At 65.4% G+C, this 14,486-nt stretch carries 11 protein-coding genes; 1 reads left to right on the forward strand and 10 read right to left on the reverse strand.

Going from position 1 to position 14,486, the window contains the following annotated elements:
- The first annotated feature begins 241 nt into the window (after nucleotides 1-241).
- The gene (locus tag GEV05_16175) at nucleotides 242-526 is read left to right on the forward strand and encodes a GIY-YIG nuclease family protein (protein MPZ44902.1); all 285 of its coding nucleotides are present in this window, start codon (nucleotides 242-244) and stop codon (nucleotides 524-526) included.
- A gap of 197 nt (nucleotides 527-723) precedes the next feature.
- Here GEV05_16175 and GEV05_16180 read toward each other — a convergent pair whose 3' ends face one another.
- The 10 genes from GEV05_16180 to GEV05_16225 all read right to left on the reverse strand — a co-directional run bounded on the left by GEV05_16180 (nucleotide 724) and on the right by GEV05_16225 (nucleotide 14,228).
- Entirely contained in the window at nucleotides 724-2,649 is a 1,926-nt protein-coding gene (locus tag GEV05_16180) for a response regulator (GenBank protein MPZ44903.1), read from the reverse strand.
- 15 nt (nucleotides 2,650-2,664) lie between these two features.
- Entirely contained in the window at nucleotides 2,665-4,602 is a 1,938-nt protein-coding gene (locus tag GEV05_16185) for a hypothetical protein (protein MPZ44904.1), read from the reverse strand.
- Between the two features lie 303 nt (nucleotides 4,603-4,905).
- Complete coding sequence (locus GEV05_16190; GenBank protein ID MPZ44905.1) at nucleotides 4,906-5,634, reverse strand: ATP-binding cassette domain-containing protein; 729 nt, start codon at nucleotides 5,632-5,634, stop codon at nucleotides 4,906-4,908.
- Between the two features lie 337 nt (nucleotides 5,635-5,971).
- Nucleotides 5,972-6,742, reverse strand: coding sequence for an ATP-binding cassette domain-containing protein (locus tag GEV05_16195; GenBank protein MPZ44906.1), 771 nt, complete (start codon nucleotides 6,740-6,742; stop codon nucleotides 5,972-5,974).
- Nucleotides 6,739-7,812, reverse strand: a complete 1,074-nt coding sequence (locus tag GEV05_16200) for an ABC transporter ATP-binding protein (protein ID MPZ44907.1) — start codon at nucleotides 7,810-7,812, stop codon at nucleotides 6,739-6,741. Before GEV05_16200 ends, GEV05_16195 begins: the two co-directional genes overlap by 4 nt.
- A gap of 188 nt (nucleotides 7,813-8,000) precedes the next feature.
- A complete protein-coding gene (locus tag GEV05_16205) occupies nucleotides 8,001-8,930 on the reverse strand; it encodes a branched-chain amino acid ABC transporter permease (protein ID MPZ44908.1) in 930 nt (309 codons plus the stop codon).
- A 306-nt stretch (nucleotides 8,931-9,236) separates the two neighbouring features.
- On the reverse strand, nucleotides 9,237-10,577 hold the full coding sequence (locus GEV05_16210; protein ID MPZ44909.1) for an ABC transporter substrate-binding protein: 1,341 nt from the start codon (nucleotides 10,575-10,577) through the stop codon (nucleotides 9,237-9,239).
- Between the two features lie 236 nt (nucleotides 10,578-10,813).
- Nucleotides 10,814-11,143 (reverse strand): c-type cytochrome, encoded by a 330-nt coding sequence (locus tag GEV05_16215; GenBank protein ID MPZ44910.1) that lies wholly within the window; start codon nucleotides 11,141-11,143, stop codon nucleotides 10,814-10,816.
- Between the two features lie 47 nt (nucleotides 11,144-11,190).
- Complete coding sequence (locus tag GEV05_16220) at nucleotides 11,191-13,236, reverse strand: DUF255 domain-containing protein (GenBank protein MPZ44911.1); 2,046 nt, start codon at nucleotides 13,234-13,236, stop codon at nucleotides 11,191-11,193.
- Nucleotides 13,237-13,655: 419 nt separating this feature from the next.
- Nucleotides 13,656-14,228 carry a DUF559 domain-containing protein gene (locus GEV05_16225; GenBank protein ID MPZ44912.1) on the reverse strand — a complete coding sequence of 191 codons (573 nt, stop codon included), beginning with the start codon at nucleotides 14,226-14,228 and terminating at the stop codon, nucleotides 13,656-13,658.
- Between the last annotated feature and the right edge of the window lie 258 nt (nucleotides 14,229-14,486).

Consider the following 14,486-nt stretch of genomic DNA (forward strand, 5'->3'; position numbering starts at 1 on the left):
GAAGCATTTCGCAGCCGAAATCCTGGGCTCCCGATTTCTCGGGAGCGACGGTTAGTTTAGTTCGCTGCCGTCATTCCCGCGAACGCGGGAATCCAGGCCGCCGCAATAGAGCGCAATACATGTAACCAACGGAGTACAGACAGGCGAGCCGGCGAAATGCAATGCTATTTCGGCACGAACATCACAGCTGGCTCTCAACCCGCGAAAGCGGGATGCAGGATAAATCCTTGGGGCGAAACGCATGCAGCCAGCGGTTTACATACTGGCAAGCAAGCGCAACGGAACGCTCTATATCGGCGTGACGAGCGATTTGCGCAAGCGCGTCTGGGAGCACAAGAACGATGTGGTCGAGGGCTTCACCAAGAAGTACGTAATCCATCTTCTCGTCCACTACGAACTCCATGAGGACATGCTGGGCGCCATAGCCCGCGAAAAGCAACTCAAGGGTTGGAACCGAAGGTGGAAGCTGGAGCTCATCGAGCACGCGAACCCGCGATGGCGGGACTTGTGGTCCGACATCGTTTGACGATCGCTGCCGCCCGATGCTCCATGCTCGTTCTCAAGGAGCCGTCATTCCCGCGAACGCGGGAATCCAGGGCCGCGCTGTAGAGCGGATTCATGCAGCCAATCCTGGGCTCCCGATTTCTCGGGAGCGACGGTCGCTTGGAGCCCGATTTCTCGGGAGCGACGGTCGCTTGGAGCCCGATTTCTCGGGAGCGACGGTTATTCAGCGTTCGAACGCAGCAGAAAACTGCGAAGCCGCTTGATCCGATCGAGCAGCGCGCGGCCGAGATTGGACGCGCGCAGCTTGTCCGCGCCGCTCACCTGGTGCTGTTTCACCAGCTCCGGCGCCTGCTTGAACGCGTTGTAGCGCCCGAGCGCCGCCTGCGTGTGGCCCTTGAGCAGCTTGTAGTTCACGGGCTTGTTGAGGAAGCGGAAGATCTGCGCCTGGTTGATGAGATCGATGACCAGCTCCGAGTCGGACGCATCGGTGAGCACGATCGACAGGATCTCGGGGTGTTCCTGCTTGAGCAGCTTGAAGGCCGCCGTATCGTCCGGCTGGGCCGCGCCGATATCGGCGATGATCACCGCCACCGCGCGCGATTGCATGATCGTGAACGCCTCGGCAAGCGAGGCCACATGCTCCACGTGGTAGGCATCGCCGAAAAGCTCGTTGATCGCCCGCCGGTAGCTCGATCCCGGGTCGACCACGAGGATCGCCTCGTCCATCTTTTCCGGCGGCGAACCCGCGCTCACCGTGGTATCGGCGAGCTCGATGCCGATTGCAACCGCCTCGGCCAGGACCGCCTGGATGTCCTGGTTGTTCCACGGCTTGTTGATGAAGCGGTAGACCTCGCCCTCGTTGATCGAGCCCACGATCGAGGCGAGATCGGAATACCCGGTGAGGAGAATGCGCACGGTGGTGGGCGAAAGCTCCTTCGCCCGGCGCAGCAGCTCCACCCCCGGCATGCCCGGCATGCGCTGGTCGCTCACGATCAGGTGCACGCGAAAGCGTTTGAGGAACTCGAACGCCTGGTCGCCGCTGGTGGCGGTAAAGACGTGGTAGGTATTGCGGAAGATCGACTTGAGCGCGTTGAGAATGCGCTCCTCGTCATCGACGAACAGCACGCGCGCCTTGGGTGCATCCGCCGCCTGTGCGGGCTCGCCTGCGGAGGCGGCCGATGCCGCTTCGCTGAAGTCGAGCGAGTCTCCGCTGGGAAGCCGGATGTTGCGCGCCATTTTCAGCATGTCGGCGGCGATCGCGGGCTGCGGCGATTCCACCGTGGTCGGCGCCGATTGGCGCGTGGCCGCACCGCGCAGGCAGTCCTCGACCGCGAGCCGGAAGTCGTCGGCGAATTCGCGCGCGTTCTGGTAGCGGTCCTCGACCTTCTTGGCCAACGCCTTCTGCACCACGTAGTCCATCTGCCCGCTCAGGTGCAGGTTGAACTCGGACGGATTGCGCGCCGTCGCATCGAGCACTTCGCGCATCACGCTCGCATTGCTGCCCTTGCCGGGGAACGGCCGCCGGCCCGTGAGCAGCTCGTAGCCGATGACGCCGGCCGAGAAGATGTCGGTGCGCGCGTCGGTATCTTCGCCCATGCACTGCTCGGGCGACATGTAGAAGGGGGTACCTACCACCAGGCCGTATTGCGTGAGCGCGGACGATTCGATGCGGGCGATGCCGAAATCGCTCACCTTGATCTCGCCGCCCGAGCCGATGAGGATGTTGGAGGGCTTGATGTCCCGGTGCGTGACGCCCTGAGCGTGCGAGTATTCGAGCGCGTCGAGCAGCGGCAGGATCACCTCGCGTATCTTCTCCAGCGAAGGCTGCGGCTCGCGCAGGAGCAGCTCGTGCACGCTGTCGCCGCGCACCAGCTCCATGGCGATGAAGGCGCTCTTGTCGTCCTCGCCGTATTCGAAGATCGTGACGATGCGCGGATGGAACAACCCGCCCGCGGCCTGCGCTTCGTACTTGAAGCGCGTGAGCACGATGTCGCGCTCGTTGTCGTCGAGCAGCGCCTTCTCGATCACCTTGAGCGCGACCGCACGCTGGATTTCCGGATCGCGCCCCTGGTAGACCACGCTCATGCCGCCGCGGCCGATGATGCGCTCGATCGTGTATTTGCCGATCTTTTCCGGTAGGGTCATGGCGCGCGCCTGGACCTAGACGACGGCGACGGTGTCGTCGGGTGGGTGCACCGGCAGGCGCACGATGAAGCGGGTGCCGGCGCCGGCCTTGGAATCGACCGAGATGCGACCGCCGTGCGCTTCCACGATCTTGTACGCGATCGAAAGGCCGAGGCCCGTTCCCTTGCCCACCTCCTTGGTGGTGAAGAAGGGGTCGAAGATCTTCGGCAGCGCGTCGGCCGGTATGCCCTTGCCGTTGTCGGCGACCTCGATCTCGACGTGGCCGGGGTCGGGCGCGCGCGTGGTGAGGCGGATCTCGCCGTCGGCGCGGCCCTCGGTCGCTTGCGCTGCATTGGTGATGAGATTGAGAAACACCTGGTTCAATTGCGACGGCGAGCAGGTGATGGCCGGCACGGGGTTGTACTGCTTCTTCACGTCGATCGATTTCAGCATGTGCTTGGCGATCGAGAGCGTGCTCTCCAGGCCGTCGGCGACATTGTAGCGGTCGACCTTCTTGCGATCGAGGCGAGAAAAGTTGCGTAAATTGCCCACTATTTCGGCGATTTGAGTGATGCCGTACTGGCCGTCCTGCACCAGCTTGGCGACATCCTCCGGTGCGCCGTGGCCCTTGAGGCGGGTGATCGCCGAATTAACCAGGGCGAACTGCCGGCCGAAGGTCTGCTCGTCCGCGCCTTCCCTGAGCATGCGCAGCAGCTTCTCGGTCTCGGTCAGCGCCTCCGACATGCCCGAGATTTGCCCCTCGACGGTCTCGAGGCTGTTCTTGACGTAGGCGAGCGGGGTGTTGATCTCGTGCGCGACGCCCGCGACCATCTGTCCGAGCGAGGACATCTTCTCCGACTGCACCAGCATCGACTGCGATTCTTCCAGGCTCTTCAGCGCTTGCGAGAGCTCCTGCGTGCGCTCGGCGACGCGGCGTTCCAGGCCTTCGTTCGCTTCCTTCAGTGCGGCGTTGGCCGCGGCGATGTCGAGGTAGCTTTGGCGCAGCTGCGCGCCGATGTGCGAGAGCAGAATCAACAGCACGCCCGCATAGGTGATGAGCGCGGTGCGGAAGAGCTCCTTTTCCTGCACCGAAGCCTCGAGCTCGCGATGGAAGGCGCTGGTGAGCGTATCGAGCCGCGGGCCGGCCGTGATGTACTGGAGCCGGTTGTACAGCTCCTGCTCCGCGAGCTTCGCCTTGTAGAACTGGTCGACGGTCGCCAGAAACTTCTCCAGCAAGGGGCCGAGCGTGGGGCTGGCGGGCAATTCCGCCTGGCGCAGTGCCGCGAGCCTGGCCTCCAGGCGGCCGATCTGGGTGGCGTCGGGAGCGAGATTGAAGCGCAGGACTTCGGCCTGCACCGCGCCGAGGCTTTGCTCGAACGCGGTGATGCGATCACGCTGGCGCGGATTGGAAAGCAGCGCCTGGCGCAGCGACTTGTTGATGTCGGGTGCCGTGACCAGCGCAGTGTCGAGCCGCTGGCGCGCCTCGGCGGCCGTGATGCGGTACTTCTCCATCAACGCGGCCTTGTCGTTGAACGCGCGCTTGAGCTCGGGGAAGCTGTAGGACACCATCCGGCTCACCGAGGATTCGTCTTCGATCCCCTGCAGTGCGCGGCGAAGACGCTCGGCGGCGTGTGCGGCCGCCAATGGTGTGCTGGCCGAGTCGTTTTGCAGGCGCAGGAGCTCCGATTCCCAGCGCGTGTCGATGTCCTTGAGCTCGCGCAGGTGCGAGGCGATCTGCACCTGGCGGCGAAACTCGCCGATGTCGGTCTTGTAGTAGAGAAAGGCGAGCCCCGCGACCAGCACCACGGCCAGTACTGTGATCGCCGCCATTTTTGCGGAATTCAACGTTCCTCCCCCGATCGGCCCCGGCTGCGATGCGCGCTTTCGCCCGGAATCTTCCGTCCCTCCCCGCCTGCCCGGGTGCGGCGTGGCGAGCGTATCGGACCCGCCGGCGAGCGGGCTTTGCGTTGTCATGATTCCATTCGGGCCGGCATGGCGCACCCCCTCCTCGCGGAGGAGGGGATACGTCAATGGACGCGCTTAGCATAGCAGAGGCGTCTCGCCCCAGATAGCGACCCCGTCATCCCCAGGACCCTGCCCGCCGCAGCGGGCACGCGACGCCCCCCTCTCCCTTTGGGAGAGGGGTTGGGGGGTTTGGCCGGGAATTCGCGGACCATGGTCCGCGCCGGGCGAACGGCATCGGCCTGCATGCCGATGCGCGCCCTGCAAGGGAGGGAAGAGACGCCAGGTTCCAGGGCGCAAGTCGGGATGCATGCATCATGGCGTCTCTCCCAGGTAGGCGCGGCGAACCGCATCGTTGCCGAGAAGCGCGGGGGCGGTGTCATGCAAAGTGACGGCGCCGCTTTCGAGCACATAGCCCGAATCGCACGCCTGCAGGGCAAGACGCGCATTCTGCTCGACCACCAGGATGGTGACGCCCTGGCGCGCGATCTCGGCCACGATCTCGAAGATGCGCGCGACCACGAGCGGGGCGAGTCCCATGCTGGGCTCATCGAGCAGCAGCAGCCGCGGCCGGCTCATGAGCGCGCGTGCGATCGCAAGCATCTGCTGTTCGCCGCCGGAGAGCGTGCCGGCGCTCTGGCCGCGGCGCTCGCGCAGGCGCGGGAAACGCTCGAACACCTGCGCCAGATCGGCCGCGACCGCTTTCCTGTCGATGCGCACGTAAGCGCCCATGGCGAGGTTCTCGTCCACACTCAACTGGGGAAATACGCCGCGGCCTTCGGGCACCAGGGCCAAACCCCGTCGCACCAGCTCGAACGCACGCATGCCCCCGACCGGCCCGCCGTCCAGCAGCACCGATTCGCGCGCGACCGGCAGCAGTCCCGCGATCGCCTTCAGGGTCGAAGTCTTGCCGGCGCCGTTGGCACCGATGAGGCATACCATCTCGCCTGCGCCGATCGTGAGGTCGATGCCCTTGACGGCCTGGATGCCGCCATAGGCCACGCGCAGGCCGCGTACCTCCAGCAGCGGCCGCGCCTCGCTCATGCGGTCGCCTCCGAACGGTCAACGAGTTGCGAAGGCCAAGCCTCTAGCGACTTGGCGGCAGTTCGCTTTGCGGTCCATCCCCGCAAGCAAGCACCTCCGAACCGGTCGATGTAAATGAACCGCCAAGCCGTCGGTGCCCGGCGCCATTCGCTTTGCGGTCGATCCCCACTGCGTGGGGCGACCTCCGAACCGTAGCGGCAGATCAATCGCCAGGCCGTCGGTGGCCGGCGTTGCTCGCTTTGCGGTCGATCCCCGCAAGCGGGGCCCCTCGCCCGGGAAGCTCGCAACGACCCCCCTCGCCCGGGAAGCTCATGTCGCCGCCCCTCGCCCGGGAAGCTCATGCCACCGGAGCGCCGAGGTAGGCGGCTACGACCGCGGGATCGTGCTGGACCTGGCGCGGCGGTCCCTCGGCGATGCGGCGGCCGAAATCGAGCACCAGCACGCGGTCGCACAATCCCATCACCAGGCGCATGTCGTGCTCGATCAGGAATAGCGTCACGGCGTCGGCTCGGATGCGCTCGAGAAGTTTCGCCAGCGCCTGCGTTTCGGTCGCATTCATGCCGGCAGCCGGCTCGTCCAGCGCGAGCAGCCGCGGCTCGGTCGCGAGAGCACGGGCGATCTCCAGGCGGCGCTGGTCCCCGTAGGAAAGATTGCGTGCGAGCACGTTCGCGCGCGCGGCGATGCCGACATACTCGAGCAGCTGAGCCGCGCGTGCTTCGATCGCCACTTCTTCGGCGCGTTGCGAGCGAGTGCGAAAGATCGCCGCCGCCACACCCGCGCGTGTGCGCGCATGGCGCCCGATCATCACGTTCTCCAGCGCGGACAGATTGGCGAACAGGCGAATGTTCTGGAACGTGCGTGCGATGCCGAGCGCTGCGATGGCATTGGGCTTGAGCCCAGTGAGCGGGCGGCCTTCGAGCGTCATGCGGCCGCTATCGGGGGCGATGAAGCCCGTGATGAGGTTGAAAAGCGTCGTCTTGCCGGCGCCGTTGGGTCCGATCAGCCCGTAGATCTCGCCGGCGTCGATGGCGAAGCTCACGTCGGTCAGCGCCTGCACGCCGCCGAAATGCTTGCCGACGTGCTCCACCTGCAGCAGCGGCGCGTTCATTGTTGCTCCGTGCGGCGGGCGAGCTCGCGCCGGCGCACCGCCGAGGGAAAGAGTCCCGCGGGCCGGTACATCATCATGACCACCAGCGCCAGCCCGAACAGCAGCATGCGCACCACCTCGGGCTCGACGATCGAGCGGCCGAAGAGCGCCTGCTGCACGGGCCCCACGGTATGGCGCAGAAGCTCCGGCACGAACGAGAGCAGCAGCGCGCCGACGACGACGCCCCAGATGTTCCCCATCCCGCCCAGCACCACCATGGAAAGCACCATGATCGATTCGACCAGGACGAAACTCTCCGGGCTGATGAAGCCCTGCATGGCGGAGAAGATGCTGCCGGCGATGCCGCCGAACGAGGCGCCCATGGCGAAGGCGAGGAGCTTCATGCGCATGGTGTCGATGCCCATGGCGCGCGCCGCGGTTTCGTCCTCGCGAATCGCTTCCCATGCGCGCCCGATGCGCGAGTGCTGGAGGCGCACGTTGACCACCAGCACCAGCATCAGCACGACGATCAGCAGGTAGTAGTACTTGATCGGACCGCTGAAGGTCAGCCCGCCGATCGTGTCGGTCGAGCCAAGATTCAAGTTGCCGATGCGGATCGGATCGATGCGCGAGATGCCTTGCGGGCCGTTGGTGATGTTGACCGGCTGCGACAGATTGTTGAGAAAGATGCGGACGATCTCGCCGAAACCGAGCGTAACGATGGCGAGATAGTCGCCGCGCAGTTTCAGCGTCGGCGCGCCGAGCAGCACGCCGAAGATGCAGGCCACCAGCGCGCCCAGCGGGACGATGGCCCAGAACGGCCAGTGGATGTCGAATTGCGGCGAGGCGAGGAGCGCATAAACGTAAGCGCCGACGGCGTAGAACGCGATGTAGCCGAGATCGAGCAGACCGGCGAACCCGACCACGATGTTGAGACCCAGCGAGAGCAGGATGAACAGGATCGCCAGGTTGGTGACGCGCACCCAGGTGGTGCCGACCGAAGCCAGCACGAACGGCAACGCTGCGAGCGCGATGACGATCAGCGCGATGCCGGGCCACGTGGCCGGGGAGCGGCGGTGAGCCTCAGCCATTCGTGAAGCACCTAAGCGCAGCGTCATTCCCGCGTAGGCGAGCCAGGCCAATCGGCAAGAATCCTGGATTCCCGTTTTCACGGGAATGACGGAGCTGGTCATTCCCGCGCAGGCGGGAATCCAGAAGAATCGACTCTGGACACCCGTTTTCGCGGAGGTGATGGCTCGCAGTTACTGTACGCATGCGATCAAACCCTGTCCCCGACGCGCTCGCCGAGCAAGCCGGAAGGACGAAACACCAGCACCAGGATCAGCACGATGAAGGCGAACACGTCCTGGTAGTTGCTGCCGAACCAGTTGTTGGTGAAATCCCCGATGTAGCCTGCGCCAAGCGCCTCGACCAGGCCGAGCAGGATCCCGCCCAGCATCGCGCCCGGGATGTTGCCGATGCCGCCGAGCACCGCCGCGCAGAACGCCTTGAGCCCCAGCAGCGAGCCCATCGTGTAATGCGCGATGCCGTAATAGGTGCCGACCATGACGCCGGCGATGGCGGCAAGCGTTGCGCCGATGACGAAGGTGGCCGCGATGATGCGATCGATGTCGATACCCATCAGACCCGCGATCTGCGGATTCTGCGAGGTCGCCCGCATCGCGATGCCGAGGCGCGTGCGGTACACCATCAGCGTCAGCGCGCCCATCATGAGCGTGGCGACGATCCAGATCGCGAGCTGCACCGACGTGACCGTGGCGCCGGCGAAGTGGAACACGCGGTTGTCGAGGATCTGTGGGAACGCGAGCGGATTGCGGCTCCAGATCATGAGCCCGATCTGCTGCAGGATGATCGAGATGCCGATCGCGGTGATGAGGGGCGCGAGCCGCGGCGCGCCGCGCAAGGGGCGATACGCCACGCGCTCCATCGTGTACGAGACCGCCATGCAGACCGGAATGGCGGCGGCCGCACCGGCGAATACGATCGACCATGCAGGCAGGCCGGTCTCGGCTCCGGCCAGCGCACCGATCACCGAGAACGACACCATGGCGCCGATCATCACCACTTCACCATGGGCGAAGTTGATGAGCTGGATGATGCCGTAGACCATGGTGTAGCCGAGCGCCACCATGGCGTAGACGGTGCCCAGCGTGAGCCCGTTGATCAGTTGCTGGATGAAGGTTTCCACGCGCGATACCTGGAAGGAAACCACACCACCCCGCCCGCATTCGCGAGATACCACACCACCCCGCTCGCTGGCGCGGGCACCGCTCCTCGTGAGAGGAGCGGATGTCTTTCATTCCCCTCCTGACAAGGAGGGGCGGGACGCGACAGAGTCGCGGACGGGGTGGTCTGCAGATCGCAGCCGAACCGATAACGCCTCGGCAACGACCGGCCTTGCGAAATACTTCGTGATGGCGAGTGCGCGCGCGCAAAACGCAAAAGGGCACCGCGAAGGTGCCCTTTCGTGCCGGTGCGCATCGCGGACCGGCGCCTACTTGGCGACCGCGTCCTTGGCGGGCTCGGGCGCATTGTCGGTCGCCGCCGGTGCGGGCGCGCCCGCGGGGCTGGCAGGGGCGGAAGCCGCTTTCGCTTCGGCCTCGGCCTGCGCCTTCATGAACGCATCGAACTCGATCGGCTTTCCGCCCTTCACGATCGCGACCGGCTCGATCTTGGCGCCCTTCATCGTGAAGATCGTGATCTCGGCGTCCTTGCGATCGCCCTTCTCGTCGAACCGAATCGTGCCGCTCGCGCCCTTGTGCTCGATGCTCGCGAGCGCCGGCAGGTATTTCGCGGGATCGGCCGAATCGGCCTTCTGCATGGCGGCGATCAGGAGGTTGGTCGCATCGTAAGTGAACGGCGCGTACAGGATCGGATCCATATTGAACTTCTTCTTGTACGCATCCAGGAACGCCTTCGAGGCGGCCTGCACCGGAATGCCGGCCTGCGAGCAGATCATGCCCTCCGCGTTCTTCTCGCCAGCAAGCTCGGCCATCTTGTCGGTGCAGCCGCCGTCGCCGAACGCGAACACCGCCTTGATGCCCAGCTCGCGGCCTTGCTTGAGCAGCGCGCCGCCGGTGGCATCCATGCCGCCGTAGAACACGGCGTCGGGAGTGCGGGCGCGCAGCTTGGTGAGAATCGCCTTCCAGTCGCGCGTGTCCTTGTTGCCGCGCTCGCGAGGAAGAACCTCGACGCCCGCCGCCTTCAGCGTCTTTTCGACTTCGTTGGCCAGGCCCTCGCCATACGCGGTCGCATCGTCGATCACCGCCACCGTCTTGAGCTTGAACTGCGACATGAGATAGCTCGCGATCGCCGGGCCCTGCTGATCGTCGCGGCCGACGATGCGGAAGATCTCCTTGAAGCCTTGCTCGGTGAGCCTCGGATTGGTCGCCGATCCGCTCACCATGGGAATGGCGGCCTGGTGGTAGACCGCGGAGGCCGGAATCGTGACGCCCGAATTCAGGTGACCGACCACGCCCGCCACCTTCGCATCGGCGAACTTCTGCGCGACGATCGGCCCGCGATCGGGCTTCTCTTCGTCGTCTTCCGCGAGCAGCTCGAACTTCACCTTCGCGCCGCCGATGGTGATGCCTTTGGCGTTGGCCTGGTCGATCGCGAGCCGCGCGCCGTTCTCGTTGTCCTTGCCCAGGTGCGCGATGCCGCCAGTGAGCGGCGCCGCGTGTCCGATGCGAACCGTAATTTCCTTGGGCGCCGGCGCCGCCGCCGGGGCATCGCCTTTCGCCTCGGTTTGCGGTTCGTCCCGGCCGCAGGCCCCGAGTGCGGCGGCGATGGCGAATGCGAAGATGGTCGATGCGAGCTGCCGGCGTGAAGTCATGATGGCCTCTGCGTAGCGTTGTGATGCGACGCCGGATTATGCAAAGCGCCTCACATCGCCGTCAACGCAAGTCGGTGCGCGTGCGCAGCCGATCCGGCCGGCGCAGCAACGAATCGAGCTGGCGCTTGGCCCCTGGTTGAGGATCTTGCATGCTGCGTCCACGATCGAGAGCGCTTTGGGCTGCGTTGTGACCACCGCGTCCACGTATTCGCGCGCCCAGCGCCTCCTTACCAGGCTTACTTCAGCGAAAGAATCCAATCGACCAACGCCTTTGCGTCGGCTTCGCTGACGTTGGGATTCGGCGGCATCGGCACCACCTGGCCCCACGCGCCTATGCCGCCCTTCCTCACCTTCTCCACCAGCTTCGGTGCGATGTCCTTCTGCCCGCGATACTTCGCCGCGACGTCCTTGTATGCCGGGCCCACCTTCTTCTTGTCGATCTCGTGGCACGTGGTACAAACATGCTTCTTCATCAACTCTGCGGCGGCCTTCGCGTCGGCAGCCTGCGCAACGCCCGTGCCGAGTATGCCGGCCGCGGCGGCGAGCGCAATGAACGCTTGCTTCATGGATGCTCCCTATTGTGTATTCGGTCAAGCGGAATGCGGTGCCAATTTTAGCGCGTCGCGTCGCGCTCCAGCATCTGGTGCAGCCGCGCAGGATCGTCCAGCGGCGGCAGGCAATTAACGCCGCGGCAAATCCAGGCGTTGACCTGTTCCGAATCCGGATGCGAAAGCGTGCGCGGCAGCGTGCCGGCGCCGTTCGGTATCGAAAGCGCGATGACGTGCGGCCAGTAACGCCGCCGCAACGACGCCTGCCAGGGAGACATCGCGCCCGCAGGGCCCCGCAGCACGACGCTGGTCGGTGAGCCCCGATATTCTTCCAGCGCGACCAGCATGGTGGCAGCCGCGCTCGGATGCGCCTGCAGCTGCGGCCACAAGAGTTGCAACGTACGGGCGGCCGAGTCGAGATAGCGCGTCTCCCCGAGGAGGTGCCCGAGTCGTTGCAAGCCAACGGCCGCCACGCCGTTGCCCGCCGGCGTTGCATTGTCGTGTCCGGGCTTGGTGCGCTGGATGAGTTGTTCGTGATCGTGGCTGGTGAAGAAGAAGCCGCCGGCGTCCGTGTCCTCGAAGCGTTCCAGCATGGCGTCCGCGAGGGCCTGTGCGAAGTCGAGGTCTTCACCGCGAAACTGGGCCTGCATAAGCAGGATCAGCGCATCGAGCAGGAACGCGTAGTCGTCGAGGTAGGCGTTGAGATGGGTCTTGCCGTCGCGATGCGTGGCGTGCAGGCGCCCATCGCGCCACAGGGTCGTGCGAATGAAATCCACCGAGCCTTGCGCCGAGGCGATCCAGTCGGCGCGCCCGAATTCGAGCCCGGCGCGCGCCATGCCACGCACCATGAGCGCATTCCAACTCGTCAGGATCTTCTCGTCGCGCCCCGGCCGCACGCGCTCCTCGCGCCGGGCGAAGAGCTTCGCGCGCGCTGCATCGAGCAGCGCCTGGCATTCGTCGAGCGTGCGGCGCGTCTGCTGCGCGACATAGGCAAGCGGCTTCGAGACCCGCAGGTGCCAATGGCGATGCTCGAAATTGGGTGGCCGGTCGAGCCCGTAGTGCGGCTCGACCACCGACCATTGCGCATCGCTCAGGCAGGCGCGCACTTCAGCGGCCGTCCAGACGTAGTACTTGCCTTCTTCGTGCTCGGAGTCCGCATCGAGGCTCGAGAAGTAGCCGCCCGCGGGCGACTGCATCTCGCGCATGACCCAGCCGGCGGTCTGCTCCGCCACGCGCGCAAACAGCGGTTCGCCGGTCGCGCGCCAGGCGTCGGCGTAGAGCGCGAGCAGCGGCCCGTTGTCGTAGAGCATCTTTTCGAAATGCGGGATGGTCCATTGAGCATCGACCGAGTAGCGGCAGAAGCCACCGCCGATCTGGTCGAAAATGCCGCCTTGCGCCATCTGCGTGAGGGTCGTCGTGACCATCTCCAGCGTGTCGTTGCCGGCGGCGTGCCGGCGCAGCAGAAAGTCGAGCTCGTACGGATGCGGAAACTTGGGCGCCTGCCCCAGGCCACCGTCGCGCGGATCGAACAAGCGCGAAAGCTCGCCTACGGCCGCTTCGATCGGACCGGCGTCGAGCGCGGCCTTGGCGCCCGCTGCAGGCTGCGGCACCGCACTTGCGAGCGCCTGCACGAGCGAGGCATTCTGCTGCGCGATCTCGGCGCGATGCGTGCGAAAGACTGTTTCGATGCGCGCGAGCAGATCTCTGAAGCCCGGCATGCCATGGCGTGGCTCCTTCGGAAAATACGTGCCGCCGGCGAACGCAACCTGGTCGGGGGTGAGGAAGAGCGTGAGCGGCCAGCCGCCGCTGCGGCGCGCAAGCAGGTAATGCGCACTTTGATAGATCTGGTCGAGGTCGGGGCGCTCCTCGCGATCGACCTTGATGTTCACGTAGAGGCGATTCATCAGCGCTGCGACCTCCGCGTCCTCGAACGACTCGTGCGCCATCACGTGGCACCAGTGGCACGCCGAGTAACCGATCGAGAGCAGGATCGGCTTGTCTTCGGTGCGCGCCCGCGCGAGCGCCTCCTCGCCCCACGGATACCAGTCGACCGGATTGTCCGCGTGTTGCTGCAGGTATGGGCTGGTTTCGCCTGCGAGTCGGTTCGGCATGGCGTGCCTCGGCTGTCGCGGGAAAGGTGAAGTCTATAGGGGCCGCACCGTGCGCGCCCGGGGATCGGCCAGAGGGTGCGCCAAGTACAGAGGTTGGCGCCAAGTAGTTTGCTCGGGTTCCCATACCACCCCCTCCGCGCAGAGCGCGTCGAGCCCCTCCTTGACAGGAGGGGAGGTGCGGTTGTCAGCTCTGCTGTGCTCCTTGACAGGAGGGGAGGCGCCTAAGCTTCCCCTCCTCTCATGAGGAGGGGTGCCCGCGCATGCGGGCGGGGTGGTGTGGTTGTCAGCGCTGCGCGCTTCCTTTGCGGGAGGTGCGGTTGTCAGCTCTGCTGTGCTCCTTGACAGGAGGGGAGGCGCCTAAGCTTCCCCTCCTCTCATGAGGAGGGGTGCCCGCGCATGCGGGCGGGGTGGTGTGGTTGTCAGCGCTGCGCGCTTCCTTTGCGGGAGGTGCGGTTGTCAGCTCTGCTGTGCTCCTTGACAGGAGGGGAGGCGCCTAAGCTTCCCCTCCTCTCATGAGGAGGGGTGCCCGCGCATGCGGGCGGGGTGGTGTGGTTGTGAGCTTTCGGCGCTGCCGCCTCGTTTGCGGGCGGGGTGGTGTGGTTTTCGTCTCCATTCGAGGCGCGGTCGCGTTCGACAGCCGAGAGCTCCGCGCGGATCATGTGCAGTACGCCCTCGAGGTTTCGAATCGCATCGTCGTTGACGAACCTGATGACACGTACACCCTTTTCCCGCAGATACTCGGATCGCTTGTGGTCGTAATACGATGCCGACTCGCTGTCGTGCGCAGTGCCGTCCAGCTCGATTGCGAGCCGACCACTCGGACAATAGAAGTCCACGATGAATGGCCCGATGCTGTGTTGCCGGCGGAATTTCCAGCCGAGCCGGTCACGCTGCAAACATGACCACAGCCGCGCTTCGGCGACGGTCAACGAGCGGCGCAGCTCACGTCTGCGCGCCTTGAGCGCGAAGCGATTGTTGAGCGGCTGGCGCATGCATTCCAAGGTAACTGACTGGATGCGGATTCGCATCGGCGGTACGTACTACGCTCAGTTCTAGACCTTCTACCGCCCACGTGGCCCGCCAACTCACTATTGATCGCTTTGCATTGGACGACAGTCCAATACAAACGCGACGCTCCTCTCTCTCCCGGGGAGAGGCGTTGGGGGGTGAGGCCGGGGTTTCGCGAACCATGGTCCGCGCCGGCCGAACAGCATCGGCTGCATGCCGATACGCGCCCTGCAAGGGAGGGA

The organism is Betaproteobacteria bacterium, from assembly GCA_009377585.1.
Classification (GTDB): domain Bacteria; phylum Pseudomonadota; class Gammaproteobacteria; order Burkholderiales; family WYBJ01; genus WYBJ01.